The sequence below is a fragment of the Streptomyces antarcticus genome, assembly GCF_026627255.1.
Classification (GTDB): Bacteria; Actinomycetota; Actinomycetes; order Streptomycetales; family Streptomycetaceae; genus Streptomyces; species Streptomyces antarcticus.
Genome location: NZ_JAPNLM010000003.1, coordinates 26,060 through 49,581, shown reverse-complemented (window position 1 = coordinate 49,581; position 23,522 = coordinate 26,060). Strand labels below are relative to the sequence as shown.

The following is a 23,522-nucleotide window of genomic DNA, read 5'->3' as shown; positions in this document are numbered from 1 at the left end:
GCACTTGCTCCTTCTGCTCGATGTCGCTTCCCCTGTCGCGATGGGGCCACCGAGTGTATGTTCGGGAAACGCTGTTCCGCTAGAGGAACCAATGGAGTTCACCATGGACGAAGCGCGCACGTTCCGCGTCGCGGCCGCCCAGTTCGCCGTGGGCCGGGACCGGAGGGCCAATCTGGCCGCCTGTCTCAGGATGATCGACGCCGCGGCGGAGCAAGGCGCGATTCTCGTGGTCCTGCCGGAGTTCTGCAATCACCTGTCCTGGTACGACGACCGGCAGCAGGCCTTGGCCGCGGCCTGCCGGCCGGGGGACGACTTCCTGGCGCCGGTGGCCGAACGCGCCGCCCGCCGCGGCGTCTACGTCAAGATCCACGTCACGCTGACCTCCGGGAGCCCTGGCGCGGAGCGCATCACGGCGGCCAGCATGCTCTACGGGCCGGACGGCGCTCTGACCGGAACGGCGGAGAAACAGGTCCTGATGGGCAGCGAGAACGACCATCTGGACCCCGCCATCGAGGCCGGACCGGTCATCGCCACCACCCTGGGGCCCGTCGGGCTGTACTCGTGCATGGAAGGAGTGATCCACGAGGTGTGCCGGGGGCTCGCCCTGCGCGGGGCGCACCTGCTGCTCAACAGCCTCAACTCCTTTGCCCTGGACGAGGCGGCGCTGCACATCCCGGTACGCGCCGCGGAGAACCGGGTGTGGGTGATCGCGGCCAACAAGGTCGGACCGCTGCTCCCGACCGACCGGATCGGCGCGATAAGCGCCGCTATGGGGGTGCCGCCCGAGGCCCTGGACGGGGCAGGCGAGAGCCAGATCGTCGCTCCCGACGGCACGGTCGTCGCCAAGGGTCCCCGGCGCGGGGAGGCTGTTGTGGTCGCCGACATCCGGCCGGCCGCGGCCGCCGACAAGCGCCGGACGGACGGCACGGACGTGTTCGCGGTGCGGCGGCCCGACCTCTACCTGCCGATCGCCTCCCCGCCCGCCACCGCCCCCACCTTCACCGGGACCCGTGCCGAGCAGATCGGAGCCGCGGTCGTGCGGCCGTCCGGCCACGGCCCCGCAGCCGTCGCGGACGCCGCGCGACTGGCCCGCCAGGCCGCGGGACGCGGCGCGGCGCTGATCGTGCTGCCCGAACTGTTCTGGCACCCCAGCGGCGTTCGCACCAGCCCGCGGCGGCCGGATACCGAGGAGGGCCAGGCCGTCCTGCTGGCCCTGCGCGCCGCGCTGGAGGGCAGTCCGGCGTACCTCGCCTGTACGATCCCGCTGCCAGACGGTCATGGCGCCGTGCTGCTCGACCGCGATGGGCCGGTGCTGACCCAGCGCCAGCTGCACGAGAGCAGGCGGCACGACGGCTGGGCCCGCGCGGGTGAAGCGGAGGCGCTGCTCACCCACGACACGCCCTGGGGCCGGGTCGCGGTCGTCCTGGGCGATGACGCCGCCCAGCCGGAGACGCTCCGCCTCGCAGCGCTTATGGGAGTGGACACCGCGGCGGTCTGCCTCGGCACGGCCGAGCCCTGGGAGACTGCCCTCGGTCTGCCCGAGCGGGCGGCAGAGAACCGGATCAACCTCGTCACCGCAGGCCACGGCGCCGGCGCCGTTCACGCCCTGCCCGTGGAGTTCGGCCTGTGGCGCTCCCGGGAGAGCCCCTTCGACGGCACCATCAGCACGCCCGCCACCACGGCGGCCGGCCCCGGCCTCACCCTCGCCCCGGTCCGCCCCCGCCAGGCCGAGAGGCGGCTGGTGTCGCGCGGTACGGACCTGGTCGACGGTCGCCCCTGGAAGCTGGCGGAGGCCCTGGTGTCTCCGCGGCCTCCCGCTCCGGCCCCGAGCCCCGTTCCCCACCCCCTACCCGGTCAGTGAAGGAGCGACGTGTCAGAGACACTCAAGGCTGTACAGGACATGACGGACGAGGCCCCGGCCACCGATGTGACCGAGACCTTCGTGCAGTGGCAGGAGCTGCTGGGCGAGCTCAAGAAGAAGATCGCGGCCCGTTTCGAACTGCACCGGGACCCCTCCACCGAGGAACTGGAGTCCTTCGGTGAGACCGGCGGCCCGCGGGGCTCGCTGGCCGGCTTCAGCGGCCCGGAGGTGGACTGGATGATCCACTCCTGGGTCGGCGACCCCGAGCACGGTTTCGTCAACCTCCACCTCACCGTCTGGCTGGGCCCGCAGGTCCGTGTCCCGCACCTGGGGATCGCCCTGCTGTGCTGGCCCGGTGGCTGGTTCTACCTCGACTCTGTGCCGCGTGCCAGCCTGGTGGCCGACGGCGACTACTACGACCGCTACTACGCCCCCGCCGAGGAGGAGTGGCTCGCGGTACGCGAGGAGTACAAGGACCTGTCGTGGTTCACCAGCCGCTCCGGGTTCATCCGCGGCAGCCTCTCCCCTACCGCCTACTGCTACTCCATGCCCCGCGACGCGCGGCACATCGAGCTGGTCCGCCGCCTGCTGCACGAGCACGTCGACCGCTGGCTCGCCTGGGTGGAGGAGGCGGAGGCGGTGCCGGCCGGGGAGCGCGAGGAGCTGGCCGGCGCCGACCTGGCGGTCCGCCGCAACATCGTGGAGCGTGACCCGGCGAACGTGATGGCCGTGCGGTACTTCGGCGAGCGGATGACCGACCGGCTGGTACGGGCCCTGTGGGGCGGCGACCGCGGCCTGCCGAGGCCCTCGTGAACGAGGTCCGTTCCCTCTGGTGGGCCTGCCGGGTGCCCGGTCTCAAGGAGCCTTTCGACACCGCGCACCTGCGGGTCTTCTACCCCGCCCGCGCCACCGGGTCCGACGCCGAGCGGCTGACCGGGGTGGTCGCGGCCGACGCCGGGAGCGGCCCGTTCCCGGTCGTCGTGCTGCTGCCCGGCATCAACGTGCCCGCCGACTCCTACCGGTGGCTCGCCGTACTGCTGGCCGGCCGGGGCTTCGTCGTGGTGACGCCCGAGCTGGTCGGGGAGTTGTTCGGCGGGAGCCACGGAGTGACGCCGGGCATCGACCTGGAGGCCTGCGGCCCCGGCGCGTACGGCAGCCGGGCGACGACGCCGTTGATCGGCGCGGTGCTCGCCGCCCTGGCCGAACGGGCCCCCGCCTCCCCGCTGGCGGGTCTGCTGGACGCGGAGCGGGTGGTGGTGGGCGGCCACTCGGCCGGCGGCACAGTGGCGCTGCAGTCTGCCGCCCACGTACCGGGGCTGCGCGGGGTGTTCACGTACGGCGCCCACACGCTGGTGGCGGCGGCCCTCGGCCATCCGCCGGGGACGGTCCTGCCGGTGGGCGCGGACGTTCCGGTCCTGCTGATGTCCGGCGAGCACGACGGGGTGGTCGCCGCGAGCACTGACCGTTACGGAGCGGCCCCGGCCGCCATCGCCGACCCCGTCGCCCGCACCTTCCACGACGCCCTGACCGACGCCGGCGGCGCGCACGCCTGGGTCAAGATCGCCGGGGCGGGCCACTTCACGATCTGCGATCCCGTGGACGCGACCAGCGCCCGGAGCTTCCTGGAGGCGCCGCAGGCGGGCGGGGACCAGGCGCGCGCCCTCCTCGGCCGCCTCGCGGCCGCGTTCTGCGCGGCATCCCTCCCTGAGCGGCCGTCCCCCGCGGACACCAGGGCCTACGGCGCGCTGCTGGCGCCGCCGCATCCGGGACTGGTCTCCGTGCTGCGCCGCTGATGTCCACTCCTCTTTCCTTGTCGAAACGCTAGCGGAGCGCGAGGTGCCCATCCGATGCTCAAGAATTTCTGGTACGCGGTCGAGTTCTGCGACCGTGTCGTCCGCAAGCCGCTGAAGGTCGTCTGCCTCGGCCAGTCCCTCGTGCTGTACCGCACCGCGGCCGGGAACCCGGTCGCGCTGTCGGACCTCTGCGCGCACCGCGGGGCCGCGCTGTCGGCGGGCACTCTCAAGGACGACTGCGTGGTGTGCCCTTACCACGGCTGGCGTTTCGACCCCGCCGGCGCCTGCACCACGATTCCCGCCAACCAGCCGGGCCGTGGCATCCCGAAGAAGGCACGGGTCGACTCGTACCCCGTGCAGGAGAGGTACGGATTCGTCTGGGTGTTCCTGGGCGATCTGCCCGAGGAGGAGCGCCCGCCGATCCCGCACTGGCCCGAGTTCGACGACCTGGTCCAGGACGGCGGCCGGTTCAAGGCGGTGACCGGCGAATACCTGTGGCACTCCAACTACGAGCGGATCCTGGAGAACGGCTGCGACATCGCGCACACCCCCTTCGTGCACGCGGGCGCCTTCGGCAACCCGGACCGGCCGGAGGTCGAGGAGTACACGGTCGAGCAGCCCGACGAGTGGTCGGCCTTCGCCACCGTGGCCCTGAACCCGCCCGCCGCCAAGGGGCTGTGGGCCAAGCTGTACACGGACCACAGGTCCCGGGGCAAGGACCGGCCGCCGGTAGTGACCACGGCGGGCTGGATGCTGCCCAACATGATCAAACTGCATGTCCGGCTACCGCTCGGCAACATGATCATCTACGACACCAACATCCCCGTGGACGAGACCACCACCCTGGTGAAGTGGGTGGCGCTGCGGGACTTCTTCACCGGTGGCTGGGCGGACAACAACGCCCGCAAGCGGGTCCTGGGGATCTTCGACCAGGACGCCCCGGTCGTGGACGGGACCCGCCCCGAGCTGCTGCCCGCCGACCTCGGAGCCGAGCTGCACCTGCGCTCAGACATGATCTCCGTCGCCTACCGCAGGCGTCGCCAGGAGCTCGCCGCCAAGGGCTGGGCGGTGAGCGACGCCGACCGCATCATCGGCGACGTCCCGGCGCGCAGCGCCACCGTGATCGCCTCCCCCGGCCGGCGCGCGGTCCCCGAGCTGGCCCGCGCCTGGGAGCAGAAGGCCCAGGGATTCCACCCGACGGTCGAAGGGGCCCAGTCCCCGGCACCGGCCAGTGAGAAGGAGTAGTCGCATGACGTCCTCAGCACCCGCACCCGACGCCGCCCCGGACGGCGCGACCCCCGCCGCCCGGCTGTCCCGAACCGTCCTGGACGCGCTGTTGGCCGGGACGGCGCTCGAAGAGCGGCCCACGCCCTGGGCCGCGCTGACCAACCCGGCGACCCCCGATCCGGTGGGCTCCGTACGGTACTTCCGCGGCGGGGGCCAGGGCGGGGTCGACGCGGTCGTCACCGTCTCCCTGGTCGTGCCCGCCTTCGGCCTCGACAGCCACATGGTGTTCGCCTTCGGCGCCGCGGACTCCCCGCTGCCGCACTTCACCCTCGACTCCGTCCAGGCGGGCGGCGGGTACGCCTTCCACCTGGACCTGGTCCAGCGCGTCGACCTCGCCATGAGCCCCGCGTACGCGGACCTCGTGTACGGGCCGCTCACGGCGCCGTTCGCCCGGGCCTCGGAGATACCGGGACTCGCCCCGGCGGCGATCAGCCCCCGCCAGCGCTCCCTGATGTCGCCGTGGATGCTCGTCCACCGCGCCGACGAGGCCGCGCTGCGGGCCATCACCCCTGTCGCCGAGGCGTACCTGCGGCACTGGCTGGAACTCACCCGCGCCTTCCCGGCCGGCGCCGCCGGCGAGGCCAAGGAGGGCGACGCGGCGGTACGCGACCGGCGGCTGCGCCAGGCCCTGTTCAGCCGGGAGATCGACCCCGTCTGGGCCCAGGTGGACCGGCTGCTGGGGACGGCCGCCACCGACGGCCTGCGCGGGCTGCTGACCACCGGCAGACTGCCGGCCGAGGAGGCCGGGGCATGAGCGGCGGCTCCGGGCGCGTGCCGAGCGAGTGGCAGCAGCGCATCGCGGGGGAATGGCACGGCCGGCCCTCGCTGTTCGACGCACAGGGCACCTGGTGCGGGTACGAGGACATCCGCCGTTCCTCCGAGTTCACCGACGGGGAGACCATCTACCGGATGGACGGCGGCCTCCTGCAGGGCGGCCCGCTCGCCGGCCGGTTCCAGCTCGCCGCGCCGTTCGCCTTCGCGGTGAGCGACGCCGACGACAACCGCCTCTACACCGGGCCCGACTTCCACGGCAGCGGGCAGCCCTACGGCTCCTTCGTCGACGCCCACTACTACGGGCCCGGCTGGCAGGTGGCCCTCAACACCTGGAACCACGTCCTGCCGGACGGGCTGACCCAGGTCTACTCCTCGGTGCTGCACCAGGGCTGGACCGTGATCGGCTGCTTCAACGGCGTGTACGTCCGCACCACCGACCACGCGGACAACGAGGCCACCCGCGCACACGTCGCGCGACACGTGGCGGCCGAGACGGGCGCGGGGCCGGTGCCGTGGATCCTGCCCACGAAGCGGCCCGGCAGCTTCACGGGCTCGTGCGAGCTGTGGAGCGCGGAGCAGAAGCACCTGGGGGACGTGGAGGTGGAGATCGCCGTACGGCCCGTGGACCTGCTGCGCGCGCGGCACCACGTCACCTGGCGCGGGGCCGGCCTGGACCGGTCCTTCACGGTGGAGCGCCGCCGCGACGGCACCCGCGAGTTCTGGGAGGGCCCGGACGCCTGGGGCAACGCGCAGGCCTTCGGCCGGGCCAACTTCCCGCTGTGGCACTTCACCGGCGGGGACGTGCACCGCGTGCGCGGGCGAGAGTTCGTTCTCGACGCGCGCCCCGCGATGGCGGCGGGCGGGCGGATGGCCGTGACGTACGAGCTGTTCGGCGGGAACGCGCTGTCCGCGGTCCTCCACGGGGTACTGGACTGGGAGCCCGCGTCATGACCTCGACCGTGGTGATCACCGGCGGTACCCGCGGCATCGGGCACGGGCTGGCCCGGGCGTTCCTCGACCGCGGCTGCCGGGTCGCCGTCTGCGGGCGGGACGCGGCGGGCGTGGAGGCCGCACTCAAGAGCCTCGGGGGCGGGGCGCACGCAGTCGGCCATGTGGCGGACGTGACCGACCGGGATCAGGTGGCCGGCCTGTGGACGGCGGCCGAGGAGGCCTTCGGCCGGGTCGACGTGTGGATCAACAACGCCGGGGCGACCACGGCGCGCAGACCGCTGTGGAGCCTCGGCCCGCACGAGGCCGACGGCGTGACGGCGGTCAATCTGCGCGGCGTAGTCAACGGCAGCGCCGTAGCGGCGGAGCGCTTCCTGCGCCAGGGCAGCGGCCGCGTATGGAACATGGAGGGCTTCGGTTCCGACGGGCGGATCATGCCCGGGCTCAGCGTGTACGGGGCGAGCAAGCGCGCCGTCAGCTACCTCACCGGCGCCCTGGCGGCCGACCTCCGCAAGGAGGCTGACGCCCGCCCCCACGACGTCCGGGCGCTGCTGCTGTCGCCCGGGATCGTGGTCACCGACCTGCTGCTGCACGACTACACCCCGGACGAGTACGCGAAGGCGCGGGCCGTGCTCAACATCCTGGCAGACCGGGTGGAGACGGTCACCCCGTGGCTGGCGGAGCGGGTGCTGGCCGACCGTACGGCCAACGGCGGCCGGGTGGCGTGGCTGACGCGCCGCAAGGCGGCCGGGCGCTTCGCCGCGGCCGCGCTGCGCAAGCGGTCGGTCCTGCCGGAGGCGCTGCCCGAGGCATCGTCGGCCGCGCAGGAGCAGGAGGGGACTTCGTGAACGCGGCCCTGGACTATCCACTGTCGCTCGCGGTGGAGGACTTCGTCCCGGTCCTCCTGACGGGTGTCGGGGCCGCCCTGCTGGTCAGGCCGCTGCGCGGCCACGCCGTGCGCACCGGCCGGATCGCCGCGGCGGGGACGGCGCTGGTCCTCCTCGGCGGACTCTCGAAGGCCACCTGGAAGCTCGTGGTGGCCTTGGACGGTCCCAACGTCCAGGTCATGAACAAGGCGCTGTTCCCGTGCCTGTCGGCCGGGTTCCTGCTGCTCGCCCACGCGCTGCTCACGCTGCCCGCGAACGGACGCGAGCCGGCGGCCGGCCGGACGCCTCCGCCGCTGTGGGGGTTCGCCGCGGTCTGGCTGGCCGCCGGCGCGGCGGGGCTGCTCCTCGGGTCGACGGCGCCGCTGATGGTGCTGACCATCGTGGCCGTCACCGTCTGCGGCGTCCGGCTCATCCTGCTCGCCCGCTCCCACGGGGATACCGCGGCGGCGACGGCGGGCGGACTCTGGCTCACCGGCATGTACGTACTGGGGCCGCTGGCGGCCCGTCCCGACCAGAGCGTGGCGCTGCAGTGGGTGGAGCAGTCGGCGAACACCCTTACCCAGGGGGCCTTCGCCCTGCTCGCGTGGCGGCTGGCGAAACGCCACCGCCGCGCTCTCCCCCCATCCCCCACCACCCCGACCCGATCGGCGGCGTGAATGACGGACAGTCTCGGCTGGCGGCGCAAGTTCGGCGTGATCGCCCCCAGCACCAACACCATCGTCGAACCCGACTTCTCCCGCATGTCCGTACCGGGTGTAACGGCGCACTTCTCGCGCATCCACATCCGCGATCAGAACATGGCCGAGGACTCCGGCATGGAACGGCTGCTGGAGCAGATCCGCGACGAAATCGGCGCAGCCTGCGAGCGGGTGCTGACCTGCGAGCCGGAGTACATGGTCATGGGCATGAGCGCGGAGACCTTCTGGGGCGGCGTCGAGGGCAACCGGGCCTTCGTCCAGCAGATCCACGACATCACCGGCCTCCAGGTGGCCACCGGCGCCGAGGCCTGCGAGCGGGCCCTGCGCCTCTTCGGGGCACGGCGCATCGCCGTGGTGACCCCGTACCAGCCGGTCGGCGACGCCAACGTCGACCGGTTCTTCACCGAGCTGGGCTTCGAGGTGGCGGGCATCAAGGGCCTGCGCTGCCCGACGGCCGTGTCCATCGCCCATGTACCGGAGGCAGAACTACGCACCGCCCTCGTGCAGTTGGCGGCACTGCCGGGCGTCGAGGCGATCGTGCAGTGCGGGACGAACCTGTCGATGGTCTCACTCGCGGACGAGGCGGAGCGCTGGCTCGGCCTGCCCGTGATCGCCATCAACGCCGCCACGTGGTGGATGGCGCTGCGGGACAACGGCTGCCGTGACACGCTGCACGGTTTCGGCACGCTGCTGCGCGAGCACTGACGGCGCGTCCGCACAGCCCCCGGGGGCCGGCCGCGGCGCGGCGCCCGGGGGTCACCCATGCCCGCCGCCCGGCCAGGGAGCTGAAATCACCATGAACGCACCACAGGTCGCCCGGATGACGGCGCGGTCCCGCGAGGCCGCGGCCGACTGGAGCGCGGTCACCTTCGGCGAGCGGGAGCGCCGGCTGCGGCGGTGGGCCGCCGAGCTGGCGCGCTCGCGGGCCGCTCTCGTCGCCACCATCCGGGAGGAGACCGGCAAACCGGCGGCCGACGCGGAACTCGAACTGCTGGTCGGCCTGGAACACCTGGCCTGGACCGCCCGCCGCGCGCGCCGGACCCTGCGCCCGCGCAGGGTGTCGCCGGGGCTGCTTGCCGCGGAGCACCGGGCGCGGGTGGAGCGCCGGCCGCTGGGGGTCGTCGGCGTGATCGGCCCGTGGAACTACCCGGCCCTGACACCGCTGGGCGTGCTGGCCGGCGTACTGGCGGCGGGGAACGCCGCGGTGTTCAAACCGAGCGAGCACACGACGGAGACCGGGCGGGCGCTGGTCGACGCCTTCGAACGGGCCAACCCGGGGTCGGCGGGCACCCTGCGGCTGCTGACCGGAGGGGCGCGGGCCGGGGAGGCACTGTGCCGGGCGGGCGTGGACAAGGTCGCCTTCATCGGTTCGACGCGAACCGGCCGGGCCGTGATGGCCGCCTGCGCCGACTCCCTCACGCCGGTGGTGCTGGAGTGCGGCGGCAACGACGCGCTGATCGTGGGCGAGGACGCGGACGTACGGGCGGCGGCCCGGGCCGCCGTGTGGGGCGCCTTTTCCAACGCCGGGCAGACCTGCGCCGGGGTGGAGCGGATCTACGTGGCCCGGGCGGTCGGCGAGGAGTTCATCGCGGCGCTGACGGCGGAACTGGCGCCGGTGCGCGCCGGACTCCACTACGGCCGTCTGACGACCGGAGAGCAGGAGAAGGTGGTGCGCGTCCACGTCGAGGACGCGACGGCCCACGGCGGCCGTTTCCTCTTCGGCGGCCCCGAGTCGTTCCGCACGTCCGGGGTTGTCGATCCCGTGGTGCTGACCGATGTCCCCGAGGGCCGGCCCGCGGTACAGGAGGAGACCTTCGGGCCGGTGGCGGTGGTACGGCTGGTACGGGATCTGGACGAGGGCCTCACGCTCGCCAACGCCGTCCCGCAGGCGCTGGGCGCCGCCGTCTTCTCCCGCTCGGCGGACGAGTCGGTCGCCGCGCGCCTGCGGGCGGGCATGGTGTCGGTGAACGGCGTCCTGACCTTCGGCGGCATTCCCGGCCTGCCGTTCGGCGGCAACGGCGCGAGCGGCTTCGGCCGGGTGCACGGGCGGGAGGGGCTGATGGAGTTCACCTCGGCCCAGGCCGTGACCGTACGCCGCGCGCACCTGACCGGGTCCGGCCTGACCCGGCTGCGCTCGCCGTGGTGGAAGCGCCCCGTCCTGCGCGCGCTGATCCGGCTGCGGCACGGCTGAGCCGCGCCGCAGCCCCGCGCCAAGAGGCGGCGCCCGCCGGCCGTGGGCCGGGCGGACGCCGCCTCTTGGCGTGCGGTGGGGCTCAGTAGGCCTGCTGGACGGTGACCGCGAGGTCCGCGGCGTCCCCCCAGTAGCGGACGTAGGAGCGGGCGAAGGCGTCGCCCAGCGAGGCCTTCAGGAACAGCGCCGCCCAGCGGGCCGACGTACGGATACCGTCGATCTGGTCGATGGACTGGGCCGAGGGATCGGGGGCGGCGCCGGGCGGGTTCTGCACGTTGGTGATGCCGTAGTGGTTGACGCCGGCCACGGTGACGAGCGCCTTCGGCTTGCCCAGGAGGGCCTCGTACGTGGCCTGCGCGGCCGCGGGGGCGGCCACGCCGTCGGCGGAGCCCTGGATCAGCGCCACCGGTACGGTGTTGTTGACCGGGGCGACCGGACCGCCGCCGGGCGGGGCGTTGTTGGTGCCGAAGAAGGCGGCCGCCTTGAGTTCGGCGGGCTTGACCGCGCCCGGCGGGAGGCCGAAGCAGAACGGCGGCGCGCACTGGCCCTGGACGGTGGCGACACCCGCGGCGCCGCCGAAGGAGTGGCCGAGGAGTGCGAAGGCCGTCGGCTCCATTCGGCCGGCGAGGGGGCTGCCGGCCCGGGCGTTCTCGGCCTTCGACCAGGCGACGGTGGTCAGGCCCTGGTCGGCTGAGGCCCACAGGCCGGGGACGCCGAACACGGACCGGAGGTGATTGGGCACCACCACGACGAAGCCGAACGCCGCGACGGTGCGGGCGTATCCCTCGTAGTGACTCTTGTCGACGTTGGCGCCCTGCTGGAGCAGCACGACCGGAAGCAGGCTGCCGGTCTCGGGGTAGTAGACGTCGGCCACGTCCGCTCCGACCGAGGCCGTGTAGGCGAGCGTGGGGACGGGGGTGGGGTTCTCGGGGGTCTCGGCGGCGGCCGCGGTGCCCGAGGCGGTCAGCAGGGCGAATCCGAGCAGGCCTGCCGCGATGGCGTGGCTGACGCTGCGCGGCGCGCGGTGCGGGGTGTGTGCCATCAGTGATCCGATCTTCTTCGCTGTCATTGGCGTGAGTTTTGTTTCTCTAGACGGAACATTGTTTCCTGTAAATAGCTGAGCGAGACCTCCGCACGTGAAGGTGGTTCCGGTTCAGGCCGAGCGGCGGGCCGCCTCAGCCGCGTCCGCGTCGTAGGAGCCCCGGCCGCGCAGGACGACCACGGATCCGACGAGCAGGGGCAGCAGCACCGCCAGGAAGGCCGTGCGCAGCGATCCGTGGCGTCGGAGGCCAGGCCTATGAGCCAGGGACCGAGCGATCCGCCGAGGGTGACGAGGAGTTGCAGGACTGCGAAGCCGAGGCCCCGGCGCTCGGCCGCGACGACGTCGGCGTTCGCGGCGGTGAGGTTGGCCAGCGCGGCGGCGAAACCGAAGTTGGCGAGGGTGAAGCACAGGGCCTGCGGCACGAGGACCGGCAGTGTGACGGCTCCGGCCAGGGCGAAGGTGCCGAACAGCAGACCGGCGCCGCCGATGGCGATGCGGCGGCCTTTGCGCGGGCCCCGTTCGCGGTCGCCGAGCCAGCTGCCCGTCACAATCCCCGCGACGATGCCGAACAGCCCGCTGCCGCCCGCCACTGCGGCGGCCTCGGCCTCACCCAGGCCGAAGAAGCGGTTGTAGTAGGAGGGCATCCAGTAGAAAAGACCACCCAGGCCGAAGAAGAGGATGCTCAGGCCGGTGACGACCGTGCGCAGGGTGCGGATCCGCAGCTGGGTGCGCAGGGGTGGCGGCGGCGGGGGCCGGCACGGCGGTCCGTACCGGCCGGAGGGGCCGGGGCCCCGCCATCCCGCTGGTACCACAGGGTGAGACGGTCGCCGGTGATCAGGGTCGAGATGAGGGGCGGTTTCGCTCACGATGCTCCTCCGGGCGGGCGGATCAGCGGGGGGTCAGGGCCTTGCGGTGTACACGACTCCGGGCAGGTTCTGCGCGGCGGCGCCCCACACCTGGTCCCGGAGGGAGGTGTCGAGGCCGAGCGTGTAGAGCAGGTACGTGGTGGTCACCGCGCGGGTGAGGCGTTGCTGTTCGGCGCGGGTGACCGAGCCGCTGTCGCAGCCGAAGCCGCCGCTGTCTGTGAAGCCGCAGTGGAATCCGCCGGTGATGACGCGCAACTGCGTCGGGGCGGGCTTCGCGTTGTACATCTTGCGCTGGTGGCCGTCGACTCCTGCGACGGTGTCCTTGCTGCCGCCGACGTACTGGGCCGGGATGGTGAGGGTGGCGGAGGCCGTGACCGCGGAGGGGTTGGTCTCGGCGGCGGCGAGCGTGCTGACGGATTTGACGGCCGGGTTGCGGGATGCGGCGAGCAGGGCCGCGCCGCCGCCCATGGAGTGGCCGGACAGGGCGTAGCGGCTGGTGTCGACGGCGCCCGCGAAGCGGGATCCGGTGGTGGAGTTCTGGGTGGTCAGCCAGGTCAGGCCGGCGTTGAGGTCGTCGGCAAATCCGCTGTGGCTGGGTGAGATGCCGCCCTGGGACTTGGGGGTGACCGTGATGAGGCCCCACGAGGCGTAGTGGCGCAGGGTGCTCTCGTACTTGGAGATGTCCTGGAAGAAGCCGTGTCCGAAGGCGAGGCCGGGGTGGAGGCCTTGGGCGACGGGGGCGTTGGCGCCGGCGGTCGTGCCCGGATACCAGACGCGGGCGCTGTAGGAACGGCCGGAGGCGGAGACGGTGAGGTCGGCGTAGGCGACGGGGTAAGCCCCCGGCGCGGCGGGGTCGGCCGCGATGGCGGGGGCGGCGGGGGCCGCCAGGGCGGTGGGGGCGATCAGGGTGGCGGCGACGGCCAGCATGATGGCTGGGACGGCGCGCATGAGACTGCGCAACACGGAAGTGCCCTCCTATGGGGGTATCGGAGAGGGAAACGCTGTACGACAGTTCAGCATGCTGACACGTACACGCCAATAGCCGAGACGTTTCTTTCAGTGAAACGTCGTTCACTCTGGCGGAACAACTCGCCAGCTGTCGCCGGGCTGCGCCATCGGCCGCCTCAGACCCACGAGCAGTCCGGCCAGCATGAGCGCTTCGCCAAGGTTTCCCAGCGGCGGCGCCGCGAAGGCGGCGGCCGAGGCAGCGAACACGGCGAGAGCGCCAAGCGCTATCCAAGGTGTTCCCCGGCTCACCCACGCGGCGATGCCGATCAGCAGGAGCAACACGATGGCGAGGACGGCCGCAACAGGGAATCCGTCGGGACCGGCGTCCGCATAGCGCAGGGTGTCGGCAAAGCTGCGGGGCCGCAGATCCAGGCCCGGCAGGGTAGTGACCGCGCCGAGCACGGCCAGAGCGCCGGCGGTGGCCCAAGCCACGCCGAGGGCGGCGCGTCCGGACCGCAGGGCGAGGGCGGCGCAGGGCAGCACGAGGGGTGTGCCCAACACGTGGATGATGAAGCGGCCGGCACTCAAACTCTCCAGCAGCCGACCCTCGCCCAGCAGGGCGCCGGCGGCCACGACGGCGGAATCGTAGGCCAAGGCGTAGCCGAGGACACCGGTGAGCCGGCCGGCCGCACCAGTGCGCCAGGCAGCCGCGGCGAGGCATATCTGGAACGCTGCGAGCAGCGCGAGACCGGCCGAGATCACCGGTCCGGCGCCCCGCGCCGGTACAAGGTCTCGACCAGGTCGGCGTACCGGCCGGTGACGGCGGCCCGCCGGACCTTCAGCGTCACGGTGAGCTCCGGTCCACCGGGCGCCCACTCGTCGGTGATCACCTCGTGGACGCGGATCCGCTCGGCTCGCGAAAGGCGGGTGTTGGCGTCGGCGACAGCCCCGGCGAACGCGGCGGCGAGTTCGGCGCCGTGGGTGTCCCAGGGCGCCGCCGTTGCGATGCCCGTTCGCCTGGCCCAAGCGGTGACTGCCTCCCGGTCAGGGACCAGGAGGGCGACGTTGTAGGGTCGGCCGTCGCCGATGACGACGGCGTGGGCGATCAGGGGCGTGGATTCCCTCAGGACCCCTTCGATGCGGGCGGGGGCCATGTTCTGGCCTCCGGTATTGATGATGAGGTCCTTCTTCCGGTCGATGATCCGGACGTCTCCTTGGGCGTCGACGGCGGCGAGGTCACCGGTGTGCAGCCAGCCTGCCGCGTCGATGGTCCGCGCGGTGAGCTCCGGCTCACCGCGGTAGCCGCGCATCAGGAAGGGCGCCCGTACGAGGAGTTCGCCGTCGTCGGCGATCCTGATCTCCGCGCCGGGGACCGGCCGGCCCACAGTGCCGGGCCGCGGCATTCCGGGCGGGGCGATCAGGGCGATACCGCTGAGCTCGGACATTCCCCAGGCGTCGGTGAGCGGCAGCCCGAGGGCGTGAAAGAACTCCTGGAGACCTTGAGGTGCGGGCGCGGCCCCCGTGATACAGACCCGGGCTCGGTCAAGACCGACGCGGCGACGCAGTTCGGCGAGGACGGCGTCGGCCCCGTCGAGTTCCTTGCGCTCGGCCTGGGTGAGGACGCCGTTCCACCGGCGGGGGGCGTGGCGCCGTCCGGTGGCAAGGGCCTCCTCGGCGAGGGCGCGGAGCCCGGGGTCGGCTTCGGCGAGGGCCCCTTCCAGCGTGGTGCGCATGCGCTGCCAGACGGAGGGGACGGCTCCGAAGAGCGTCGGCCGCACGAGGGCGAGCGCCTCGGGCAGCCGGGTGATGTCGTCCAGGCAGGTCAGTCGGGTTCCGCAGAGGAGGTTGGTGTAATGGGAGCCCCACCGGTCGGCGATGTGGGCCGCGGGCAGGAAGGAGATGTGGCTGTCCTGGTCGGTGACCTTCAGCACCTGCTGGCTGCCCGAGAGTTGGCTCAGCATGGCGCGGTGGGTGATCTCGACGGCCTTGGGGCGGCCTGTGGTGCCCGAGGTGTGGATCAGGGTCACGAGATCGTCGGGCCCCACGCAGTCCAAGGCGGCAGCGAGTTCGAAGGGGCGGGGGGCCCTCGCCTCGGCTTCCTCAAGGGTGAGGACGCCCTCCTCCGGTGTTTGATCAGCGTGGTCCACGGTCACGAGGTACCGGACTGAGGTTCCGGCTGCGGCGGCATGGAGTACCGGCAGGAAGCGGCGTTCGGTGACGACCAGCCGGGCCGCGGTGTTGGCGAGCAGGTCGTGTATCTGATCGGCGGGCAGGCTGTTGTAGAGGGAGAACGGGACAGCACCCAGGTGCAGGGCGGCGCAGTCGGCGACGTGGAACTCGGGCCGGTTGGTGAGCATCAGGGCAACCGGCTCGCCCCGGCGGACACCGAGGTGGCGCAGCGCTGCGGCGACGGAGGCCACGCGTTCTGCGTACTGGGCCCAGGTCAGCGCGGTGCCCGCGAGGGTGAGGAGGGCGGGTTCCTGTGGCCGGGCGGCAACGGTCCGCTGGAAGGCCTCGCAGAGGGTGGCTGGCGGATCGGGCGTGGGTGTCATACAGGCTCCTCGGGAAGGGCGCCGGGCCGCCGCGCGGCTGCGGCGGCCCGGCGGGGAGGCGGCTCAGACGGTGCGGGCGGACGGGGTCGGGGCAGGGCTGCCGAAGCTGAGGGTGAAGTCGTGCAGGGTGAGGCTGAGCAGCGGTGGGCGGTCTGCCGGGAGCCGCAGGGGGCTGCCTGGCGGGATCTGCCAGGTCGCGCGGGCCAGGCCCACGGTGCTGCGGCTGCGCACGGGGCTGGTCTTGAGGTGTCCGTCCAGGAGCTGAGTGACGCGGTAGGCCACCGGCCACCGCCCCGGGAGGCTGGTCAGGGGGCGGAAGGACGCGGTGCACAGCGCCGTGGATCCGGTGCGGGCAGAGGCGTCAAAGCCCTTGTCCCGGCTGACGTCGAATGCGGCCAGCTCTTTCGGGATCCCCCACAGTTCGCGTCCTCCGGCCATCGACGGGGGGCTGTCCACCCAGATGTCGGTGATGGTGACCCGCGGCCGCAGGCCGTCGCGGACCAGGACCGCCGAGAGGACCTCGTTGTAGCGCAGGACGCTGTCGTTCTCGTAGAGGACCCAGGCGGCGCCCATCAGGGCCCGGCCGGCGAGGGTGAGGGGCCGCACTCCCGGCGGCAGGGGCGGCAGGGCGCGGCGCGGTACGGGCCATAGGGAGAGGTACATCTGCCCGGCGAGGTGCCAGGGTTCAGGCGGGTACGTCGGCATCGGTGTCCTGCCCTTCGGGTGGTCGGGGACCCAGGCGCAGTGCGGCGGGAGCGTGCGCGGGGACGGCGGGGTGGCGCGGCGGGACGGGGTCCACCCGGCAGTAGGGTGCGCCGGGCCGGGGGCGGGGGTCGGTGGCGCCGTGGTTGGGCCACAGGGCTGTGGCCCGTTCGGCGAGGGCGGTGATGGTGAGGGAGGGGTTCACACCGAGGTTGGCCGAGATGGTGGAGCCGTCGATGATGTGCAGCCCGGGGTGTCCGTGGACGCGGTGGTAAGGGTCGACGACCCCGTGCTCGGCGTCGGCGGCGATGGTGCAGCCGCCGATGAGGTGGCCGGTGGCGGGTATGTCGAGCAGGTCGCCCCAGGTGCCGCAGGCCAGTGCGTCGTTCTGCCGGGCGGCGGTACGGGCCAGGCGGTGGCCGGCCGGGATCCAGGTGGGGTTGGGCGCGCCTTCGCCGGGCCGGCTGGTCAGGCGGGGTCCGAGCAGGCCGCGGCGGAGATGGGTGGTGAGGGAGTTGTCCACGGATTGCATGACCAGCAGGACCACCGACTGGGTGGCCCAGCGGCGGGGGCGGTGCAGGGCGGGCAGACTGCGGGCGTTCGCGGCCATCGCGGCGAGACCGGCCATGAGCCGGGGGCGGCCCGGGACCGGGTCGGTCAGCGTCGCGCCCAGCAGAGCGAGGAGGTTGCTGCCGGGGCCGTAGCGGACGGGCTCCACGTGGGTGTCGTCGTCCAGCTGCACGGAGGAGGTGATGGCCACGCCGTGGGTGAAATCTGCGTCAGGGTCCTTGGAGCGCACGGCCAAGATGGCCTCGGAGTTCGTCCGGGTCAGGTGGCCCAGGCGCGGGGAGAGGCGGGGCAGCACGCCGTCGGCGCGTAGCCGGTGCAGCAGGCGCTGGGTGCCGAGGGCTCCGGCGGCGAAGACGACGTGTTGTGCGGTGGTGGTGCGGGGGTCGCGGCGCAGGGCGCGTCCGGTGCGTACGGAGGTGACTGTCCAGCCGGGGTGCGCGCCGGTTCCGGCGCCGTTCGGGCGGCAGTCGGTGACGGTGCGTTCGGGGATGACGGTCGCGCCGGCGGCTTCGGCAAGGCCGAGGTAGTTCTTGGGCAGGGTGTTCTTGGCGTTGTGGCGGCAGCCCGTCATGCAGGCCCCGCAGTGCAGGCAGGCACTGCGGTCAGGCCCGGCGCCGCCGAAGTACGGGTCGGGGACGGTCGTTCCGGGTGCGGCGCCGGGCGGCCCGAAGTGAACGCCCACGGGGGTGGGGCGAAAGGTGTCTTCGCGTCCCATAGCCCGCGCAGCGTCCTTCAGTACGCGGTCGGAGGGGGTGACGCGGGGGTTCGGGGTGACACCGAGCATGCGGCGGGCCTGGTCGTAGTACGGGGCGAGTTCGGTGCGCCAGTCGGTGATGGACGCCCAGCGGGTTCCCTCGTAGAACGGCGGCGGCGGGTCGTAGAGGGTGTTGGCGTAGCCGAGGGAGCCGCCTCCGACACCCGCTCCGGTGAGCACCAGGACCCTGCCCAGCAAGGTCATACGGAGGATGCCTCGACAGCCGAGGCGTGGGGCGAAGAGGTAGTCGCGCACGCGCCACGAGGTACGAGGGAAGTCGTCGTCCGCGAAGCGGCGGCCGGCCTCCAGGACGGCGACGCGGTAGCCCTTCTCGGCCAGGCGCAGGGCTGTGACGCTCCCGCCGAATCCGGAGCCGATGACGAGCACGTCGACGTCGTCGGGCGGGGCGGCGGGCGGCGGGCCATTCCTGGGTGAAGCGGCTTTCGGTGGTGAAGAGGTGGGCATCACGGCTCCCGCATACGACCGACCCGGGGCGGTCACATTGCGGCCGAGGGCGCGCGTCCACACTATGACCGGGCGGTCACGTGACCGCCCGGTCATAGTGTGCGACCGGAGAATCCCTGTCAATGAGTCCGACGGCGCCCGTGCAGCGGGGCAGCTGGCGCCAACTCGGTGCACAGTCAGACTCGTTGACAACGCCTCACCACCGGACGAACCTTGTGACCACCCGGTCACGTGACCGGGTGGTCACAAGGGAGGTCCGCATGGAACGTGTCTGCGTCATCGGAGCCGGCTCCTCCGGCATCGCCGCCTGCCAGGTGCTCGCCGAACGCGGCATCGCCTACGACTGCTACGAGAGCGGGTCGCAGGTCGGCGGCAACTGGCGCTACCTGAACGACAACGGCATGTCCTCCGCCTACCGCTCGCTCCACATCAACACCTCCCGCCAGGTGATGGAGTACGCGTGCTTCCCCATGTCGAAGACTTACCCGGTCTACCCGAGCCATTTCGACATCGCCCGCTACTTCGACGCTTTCGTCGACCACTTCGACCTGCGCCCCTCGATCGCCTTCCGCACCGATGTGACCGGTGTGGCAAAGTCCTCCGGCGGCAGCTGGGAGGTCACCGCCCGCCGGCGGGACGACGGAGCCGTGACCACCGGGATCTACGACGCGGTCCTCGTCGCCAACGGACACCACTGGAAACCACGGATGCCGTGCCCGGCGCTGCCCGGAGCGGACTCCTTCACGGGCATCCAGACGCACTCCCACCACTACCGCACTCCAGAGCCCTTCACGGGAGCGCGCGTTCTCGTCCTCGGCATCGGCAACTCGGCGTGCGACATCGCCGTGGAAACCTCTCGCGTCTCCGCCCGCACCCTTCTCACTATGCGCCGTGGCGCGCACATCCTGCCCAAGTACCTGTTCGGCTCCCCCACCGACCACCTCACCGGTTCCTGGCTCGCCCGGGCACCCCTGCCCGTGCAGGCCCGCGGCCTGGCCGCCCTCCTGCGGCTCAGCCGCGGCAGACTCTCCGCCTACGGCCTGCCCGAACCGCGCCACGGCGTGCTCGGAGCCCACCCCACCATCTCCGACGACCTGCTCTCACGCCTCGGGCACGGCGACATCACCGTGACGCCGATGATCAGCGCACTCGACGGGGGAAGCGCCCTCTTCGAGGACGGCCACAGGGAGGAGATCGACGCGGTGATCTACTGCACGGGGTACGACATCGCCTTCCCCTTCCTCCCGAAGGACCTGATCGACCCCGCCGGCAACGCGGTGAGCCTCTACCGCCGCGTCGCCGCACCCGATCACCAGGGCCTGTACTTCATCGGCCTGGTCCAGCCGCTCGGCGCGATCATGCCGCTGGCGGAGGCACAGTCCCACTGGGTCGCCGACCTCCTCCAAGGACGCTGCGCCCTGCCCCCGCAGGGCGCCATGCACCGCGAGATCGCCACGTACCGCAGGCAGACGGCACGGCGCTACGTCGCCTCTACCCGCCACACCATCCAGGTCGACGCCCTGAGCTACCTCAAAGAGCTTCGGCGCGAGCGGGTCCGCACGGCCGTCTCCCGGCCCCTGATGGCGCCGACGCCGGGTGTCAGTTGACGGCCCGACGACCTTCTTCTAGGTTTGCGAAACATAGTTTCACAGACCGAAACATGCGTGAACCCGATTGCCGCCACGTCAGGAGTGCCACCCTGTCGTTCCGCTCCTCGGACCTGCGGCTGCCCAGCAAGCGCGGACATGCTGCCTCATATTCCTCCCGGCACAACACCGCGTCGGCGGCGCCACCCAGGCCGAAGGGGGCGGGTTTCCCCAGCTACGCGCCCGTCGCACCGAGCAGCAGTTCGGCGACGGCCCTGCCGGGGATACCCGGCGGGCGGCCTCACCGTCGGCAACGACCCGCCCGCCGCAGCGCGGGCAGTCCATCGGGGTCGGGCGCCACGATCGGCACCGACAGCACCGGACGCCTTGACCACATCCCCCCGCCCCGGACTGGAGAGCCCGAAATGACCAATGCCGTCGGTCCCCGAGCCGTCTTCGGTGTCATCGTGCCGAGCACCAACACCGTCGTCGAGCATGACTATTGGGCAGCGCGAATCCCCGGTGTCACCTATCGCGCCGGGTCGATGCACATCGCGCACCCCTCGATGGACAGCGACCACGACTTCCAAGCCCTGCTGGCCCAGATCAGAACCTCGCTCGACACGGCGGTCCGTGATGTCCTGACAGCCGAGCCGGACCGAATGGTGATGGGGATGTCAGCGGAGACCTTCTGGGGCGGTGTCGCAGGAAACGCCGCCTTCGAACAGCGACTCCGCGAACGGACGGGGCTGCCGGTCACCACCGGTGCTAGCTCCTGCCGCGCAGCACTGCATGCGCTCGGATGCCGACGCATCGCCGTCTTCTCTCCCTACCAGCCCGTCGCCGACCGCGAAGTGAAGCGATTCTTCGCCGAAGCCGGATTCGACGTATCGGCCGTCTCCGGGCTGCGCTGCCCGAGCGCCCTGGACATTGCCCGCGTCGGGCCGCCCCGCATCCGGGAGATGGTCCTCGAACTCGACGACCCTTCCGTCGAGGCGATCGTCCAGGTCGGAACGAACCTCTCCTTCGTCTCCCAAGCCGACGCCCTCGAATCCGAACTCGGCAAACCGGTCGTCGCCATCAACACGGCCACGCTGTGGCACGCCCTGCGCGAGCACGGCCTCGACGACCGCATCACAGGCGTCGGCCGCCTACTCAGGGAATACTGAGGGAGCCACCGCGGGGGCACCGTTCGAGAGCGGGCACGCCATGGAAAATGATCACAGCCACATTCAGGTCCCAGTGCGGTTTGTCGACGCGCGTGGAAGCTGTGAGTGACTGTCTGACCTGCCCGGCATAGCGTGCCGGGGAGTGGTCAGACGAGTCCCGACCGGCGGGCGACCTCCTCGTAGCTCTTCATCCGCTGGTGGGCTCCCGATCCCAGAGCGTTGATCACGCCGGCTACCAGTGCTTCGACGACGGCGAGGGTGGGGACGAGGCTGTCGTAGGGCGAGAGGGTGCCGACTTGGCTGGGCAGGACGACGTCGGCGTGGGTCGCGGCGGGTGAGAGCCAGGGGTCGGTGAAGACGATCACTTTGCCGGCGGTCTCGCGGACGAGTTGGGCGATGGCCGTCTTGTCGTCCTCGTAGCGGCGGTAGTCGAAGAGGACCACCACATCGCGCTTGGTGAGTTGCGCCAGGGCGGCGGTGCGTTCGACCGGACGGTCGGGCAGGAGGCGAACGTCCTGGCGCAGCTGCATCAGGTGTAGGCCCAGGTATTGCGCCAAGAGGTGGGTGAAGCGGCCGCCGGCGAGGGTGATGTGCCGCTTGCGGTCCGAGAGGAGTGTCACGGCACGCTCGAAGTCGTGGGGCGGTATCTCGGCGCAGGTCTGGACGAGGGCGGGGGGAAGTACCGCACTTGCTCGTGCCAGGACGCGGGGCTGGGTCCCGCTGGGCGAGTCGTCGTCGCGGGCGAAGTCGGTGGTCTCGTACAGGGTGAGGGGTGAGGCGTTGCGGGCGTCGAGTTCGGTCCGCAGGGCGGCTTGCAGTTCGGGGAAGCCCCGGTAGCCGAGGCGGGCGGCGAAACGCAGGACGGTGGGGGCGGAGACGGCGGCGCGTTCGGCGATGGTGGCGATGGTCTCGAATACGGCGGAGGGGTATCCGGCGAGGAGCACGCGGGCGACCTTGCGCTCGGCGGGGCTGAGGGCGCCGAGTTTGTTGCGGATGTCGTCGGCGAGGGTGCTGCTCATCGGATGGGAGTCCTCTCTGGGGGTGCGGGCCGCATCCGCCGAGCTTAGTGCCCGGCCCGGCGGATGCGGTGTCCCGGCGGGTCACCGCCGACCGGGAGCCGTGAGGGGGTGTTACCGCGCGGTGATGGAGAGATCGAGTCCGGTCATGGTGGCCGGGGTGGAGCCGTCCGAGGTCCAGGTCGCGTACCGGCCGCTCTTGGTGAGGGTGACGGTGAAGCGCGGTGCGGTCTCGTAGGTGGTGGCGGTCGCGGTGCGCTGGGCGCGGGTTGCTGCGAGGGCGCGGGCGGTGCCGAGCAGGGAGTAGGGGTGGCCGTCGGGGTTGTCGGTTGCGTAGAAGACGTCCGTGTTCATGGGTACGGGGGTTTGACTGAGTGCGTGAAGGCGGCGCTTGGTGGCGGCGGGGTGGGTGGTCCAGGTGTGGGCGGTGTAGCGGTCGCCGTCGGTGAGGTGGTTGTAGCGGGCGCCGTGCAATGACCAGCCCTGGGGCGTTCTTTTGGTTTCGGCTCGGCGCAGGTCGAGGATGGTGACGCCGTTGGTGCCGCGGACCGTGATGTGTTCGGTTGCGGTGCCGGGGCGGTCGACGATGAGGGCCGTGTTCTCCTCCAGGCCGTACACGCGGTCGTGTCCGGTGTCCGCGGCGAGGCGCAGGGCCCGACCTTCGCGTCCGTAGGCTCCGGTGTGGGTGTCGATGAGCCCGGAGGTCAGGAAACCGAAGCCGCCGGCGGGCAGGTAGCCCAGGCGGGTGGGGTCGTCGAAATAGCCGGGTGCGCTTCCGTCGCGGAGTCCTTGGTAGGAGTCCCCTCCGGTGACCATGTCTCGGCCGGCGGCGATCTGGGCCCCGGCGGAGGAGCCGGCGACGACGGCGCCGGAGGCGAGCTTGGCGCGTATCGCTGCGAGGACCTTGGAGTCGGTGTGCTCCTCGCCGTGCAGGAGGGTGGTGACGTAGCGGTACTGGTCGCCGCCGCCGAAGAAGAAGCCCGTCATGGCGTTGATCTGGGCCACGACCTCCTCGGAGTCGGCGGCGTCGATGTGGTCCAAGTCGACGGGGACCCATTGGGCGTCGGCGGCGCCGTGCCGCTTGAAAAGGTCGGCGTAGTAGGCGCCGTTGCAGGCGGAGTTGCCGCACCGCTGGGGATCGTCTGCGTGGGCGTCCTGGCTGGCCGGGACGGAGGCGGCCGTGATGATGCCGATGCGTGCGCCGGCGCCTCCCGCGCGCTTGATGATCTCGCCGTACACGGCGGTGTTGTCCGCCTTGAGCCCGCCGCCGATCAGTACCAGAGAGCCGCTGGTGGGGGGTTTGGGGTGGGGGGCGGCGTAGGTGACGGGGGTCGTGGTCAGGGCCAGGACGAGGCCGGCGGCGCCGGCCGTGAGAAGGGCGCGTCGGTGTGGGGTGGAGGGATTGCGCATGAG

21 protein-coding genes are annotated in these 23,522 nt (G+C 72.2%); 12 read left to right on the top strand and 9 right to left on the bottom strand.

Annotated features, from left to right (window positions below):
• The first annotated feature begins 103 nt into the window (after positions 1–103).
• The 10 genes from OTB16_RS06215 to OTB16_RS06170 all read left to right on the top strand — a co-directional run bounded on the left by OTB16_RS06215 (position 104) and on the right by OTB16_RS06170 (position 10,439).
• The gene (locus OTB16_RS06215; protein WP_267718879.1) at positions 104–1,861 is read left to right on the top strand and encodes a nitrilase-related carbon-nitrogen hydrolase; all 1,758 of its coding nucleotides are present in this window, start codon (positions 104–106) and stop codon (positions 1,859–1,861) included.
• Between the two features lie 9 nt (positions 1,862–1,870).
• Positions 1,871–2,674 (top strand): hypothetical protein, encoded by an 804-nt coding sequence (locus OTB16_RS06210; RefSeq protein WP_267718878.1) that lies wholly within the window; start codon positions 1,871–1,873, stop codon positions 2,672–2,674.
• Entirely contained in the window at positions 2,671–3,654 is a 984-nt protein-coding gene (locus OTB16_RS06205; protein ID WP_267718877.1) for an alpha/beta hydrolase family protein, read from the top strand. The genes OTB16_RS06210 and OTB16_RS06205 overlap by 4 nt, the downstream gene beginning before the upstream one ends.
• Before the next feature lie 54 nt (positions 3,655–3,708).
• Positions 3,709–4,899 carry an aromatic ring-hydroxylating dioxygenase subunit alpha gene (locus OTB16_RS06200; protein WP_267718876.1) on the top strand — a complete coding sequence of 397 codons (1,191 nt, stop codon included), beginning with the start codon at positions 3,709–3,711 and terminating at the stop codon, positions 4,897–4,899.
• A gap of 4 nt (positions 4,900–4,903) precedes the next feature.
• Positions 4,904–5,695, top strand: a complete 792-nt coding sequence (locus tag OTB16_RS06195; RefSeq protein ID WP_267718875.1) for a hypothetical protein — start codon at positions 4,904–4,906, stop codon at positions 5,693–5,695.
• Complete coding sequence (locus tag OTB16_RS06190; protein WP_267718873.1) at positions 5,692–6,666, top strand: hypothetical protein; 975 nt, start codon at positions 5,692–5,694, stop codon at positions 6,664–6,666. Before OTB16_RS06195 ends, OTB16_RS06190 begins: the two co-directional genes overlap by 4 nt.
• Positions 6,663–7,511, top strand: a complete 849-nt coding sequence (locus OTB16_RS06185; RefSeq protein ID WP_267718872.1) for an SDR family NAD(P)-dependent oxidoreductase — start codon at positions 6,663–6,665, stop codon at positions 7,509–7,511. The genes OTB16_RS06190 and OTB16_RS06185 overlap by 4 nt, the downstream gene beginning before the upstream one ends.
• Entirely contained in the window at positions 7,508–8,206 is a 699-nt protein-coding gene (locus OTB16_RS06180) for a hypothetical protein (protein WP_267718871.1), read from the top strand. Before OTB16_RS06185 ends, OTB16_RS06180 begins: the two co-directional genes overlap by 4 nt.
• Entirely contained in the window at positions 8,207–8,953 is a 747-nt protein-coding gene (locus tag OTB16_RS06175; protein WP_267718870.1) for a maleate cis-trans isomerase family protein, read from the top strand.
• Positions 8,954–9,044: 91 nt separating this feature from the next.
• A complete protein-coding gene (locus tag OTB16_RS06170) occupies positions 9,045–10,439 on the top strand; it encodes an aldehyde dehydrogenase family protein (RefSeq protein WP_267718869.1) in 1,395 nt (464 codons plus the stop codon).
• A gap of 82 nt (positions 10,440–10,521) precedes the next feature.
• On the opposite strand, the gene OTB16_RS06165 is transcribed toward OTB16_RS06170, so the two are convergent.
• From OTB16_RS06165 to OTB16_RS06135, 7 genes are all read right to left on the bottom strand, one after another.
• A complete protein-coding gene (locus OTB16_RS06165; RefSeq protein WP_267718868.1) occupies positions 10,522–11,508 on the bottom strand; it encodes an alpha/beta hydrolase in 987 nt (328 codons plus the stop codon).
• A complete protein-coding gene (locus OTB16_RS06160) occupies positions 11,505–12,293 on the bottom strand; it encodes an MFS transporter (protein WP_267718867.1) in 789 nt (262 codons plus the stop codon). Before OTB16_RS06160 ends, OTB16_RS06165 begins: the two co-directional genes overlap by 4 nt.
• 87 nt (positions 12,294–12,380) lie before the next feature.
• Positions 12,381–13,310, bottom strand: coding sequence for an alpha/beta hydrolase family protein (locus OTB16_RS06155; protein ID WP_267718866.1), 930 nt, complete (start codon positions 13,308–13,310; stop codon positions 12,381–12,383).
• Positions 13,311–13,418: 108 nt separating this feature from the next.
• Positions 13,419–14,057: a hypothetical protein gene (locus OTB16_RS06150; RefSeq protein WP_267718865.1), complete on the bottom strand. Its 639-nt coding sequence runs from the start codon at positions 14,055–14,057 to the stop codon at positions 13,419–13,421.
• Complete coding sequence (locus OTB16_RS06145; protein ID WP_267718864.1) at positions 14,054–15,847, bottom strand: AMP-dependent synthetase/ligase; 1,794 nt, start codon at positions 15,845–15,847, stop codon at positions 14,054–14,056. Before OTB16_RS06145 ends, OTB16_RS06150 begins: the two co-directional genes overlap by 4 nt.
• A 63-nt stretch (positions 15,848–15,910) precedes the next feature.
• The gene (locus OTB16_RS06140) at positions 15,911–16,552 is read right to left on the bottom strand and encodes an acetoacetate decarboxylase family protein (protein WP_267718863.1); all 642 of its coding nucleotides are present in this window, start codon (positions 16,550–16,552) and stop codon (positions 15,911–15,913) included.
• Complete coding sequence (locus OTB16_RS06135) at positions 16,533–18,338, bottom strand: FAD-dependent oxidoreductase (RefSeq protein ID WP_267718861.1); 1,806 nt, start codon at positions 18,336–18,338, stop codon at positions 16,533–16,535. The genes OTB16_RS06140 and OTB16_RS06135 overlap by 20 nt, the downstream gene beginning before the upstream one ends.
• A 260-nt stretch (positions 18,339–18,598) precedes the next feature.
• On the opposite strand from OTB16_RS06135, the gene OTB16_RS06130 reads away from it, so the two are divergent.
• Positions 18,599–19,945, top strand: a complete 1,347-nt coding sequence (locus OTB16_RS06130) for an NAD(P)-binding domain-containing protein (protein WP_267718860.1) — start codon at positions 18,599–18,601, stop codon at positions 19,943–19,945.
• Positions 19,946–20,349: 404 nt separating this feature from the next.
• Complete coding sequence (locus OTB16_RS06125) at positions 20,350–21,093, top strand: maleate cis-trans isomerase family protein (RefSeq protein WP_267718859.1); 744 nt, start codon at positions 20,350–20,352, stop codon at positions 21,091–21,093.
• A gap of 146 nt (positions 21,094–21,239) precedes the next feature.
• Here the strand turns inward: OTB16_RS06125 and OTB16_RS06120 are convergent, their stop codons facing one another.
• Positions 21,240–22,112 carry a MurR/RpiR family transcriptional regulator gene (locus OTB16_RS06120; RefSeq protein ID WP_267718857.1) on the bottom strand — a complete coding sequence of 291 codons (873 nt, stop codon included), beginning with the start codon at positions 22,110–22,112 and terminating at the stop codon, positions 21,240–21,242.
• A gap of 111 nt (positions 22,113–22,223) precedes the next feature.
• Positions 22,224–23,519 (bottom strand): cyanophycinase, encoded by a 1,296-nt coding sequence (locus OTB16_RS06115; protein ID WP_267718855.1) that lies wholly within the window; start codon positions 23,517–23,519, stop codon positions 22,224–22,226.
• Positions 23,520–23,522: the final 3 nt, after the last annotated feature.

Excerpts from the sequence above, each read along its gene's own strand:
- OTB16_RS06195 (WP_267718875.1), top strand. The coding sequence starts at position 4,904 with ATGACGTCCTCAGCACCCGCACCCGACGCCGCCCCGGACGGCGCGACC.
- OTB16_RS06115 (WP_267718855.1), bottom strand. The coding sequence starts at position 23,519 with ATGCGCAATCCCTCCACCCCACACCGACGCGCCCTTCTCACGGCCGGC.
- OTB16_RS06185 (WP_267718872.1), top strand. The coding sequence starts at position 6,663 with ATGACCTCGACCGTGGTGATCACCGGCGGTACCCGCGGCATCGGGCAC.
- OTB16_RS06120 (WP_267718857.1), bottom strand. The coding sequence starts at position 22,112 with ATGAGCAGCACCCTCGCCGACGACATCCGCAACAAACTCGGCGCCCTC.
- OTB16_RS06130 (WP_267718860.1), top strand. The coding sequence starts at position 18,599 with ATGGAACGTGTCTGCGTCATCGGAGCCGGCTCCTCCGGCATCGCCGCC.
- OTB16_RS06200 (WP_267718876.1), top strand. The coding sequence starts at position 3,709 with ATGCTCAAGAATTTCTGGTACGCGGTCGAGTTCTGCGACCGTGTCGTC.
- OTB16_RS06215 (WP_267718879.1), top strand. The coding sequence starts at position 104 with ATGGACGAAGCGCGCACGTTCCGCGTCGCGGCCGCCCAGTTCGCCGTG.
- OTB16_RS06145 (WP_267718864.1), bottom strand. The coding sequence starts at position 15,847 with ATGACACCCACGCCCGATCCGCCAGCCACCCTCTGCGAGGCCTTCCAG.
- OTB16_RS06170 (WP_267718869.1), top strand. The coding sequence starts at position 9,045 with ATGAACGCACCACAGGTCGCCCGGATGACGGCGCGGTCCCGCGAGGCC.
- OTB16_RS06135 (WP_267718861.1), bottom strand. The coding sequence starts at position 18,338 with ATGCCCACCTCTTCACCACCGAAAGCCGCTTCACCCAGGAATGGCCCG.
- OTB16_RS06190 (WP_267718873.1), top strand. The coding sequence starts at position 5,692 with ATGAGCGGCGGCTCCGGGCGCGTGCCGAGCGAGTGGCAGCAGCGCATC.
- OTB16_RS06175 (WP_267718870.1), top strand. The coding sequence starts at position 8,207 with ATGACGGACAGTCTCGGCTGGCGGCGCAAGTTCGGCGTGATCGCCCCC.
- OTB16_RS06125 (WP_267718859.1), top strand. The coding sequence starts at position 20,350 with ATGACCAATGCCGTCGGTCCCCGAGCCGTCTTCGGTGTCATCGTGCCG.
- OTB16_RS06140 (WP_267718863.1), bottom strand. The coding sequence starts at position 16,552 with ATGCCGACGTACCCGCCTGAACCCTGGCACCTCGCCGGGCAGATGTAC.
- OTB16_RS06165 (WP_267718868.1), bottom strand. The coding sequence starts at position 11,508 with ATGACAGCGAAGAAGATCGGATCACTGATGGCACACACCCCGCACCGC.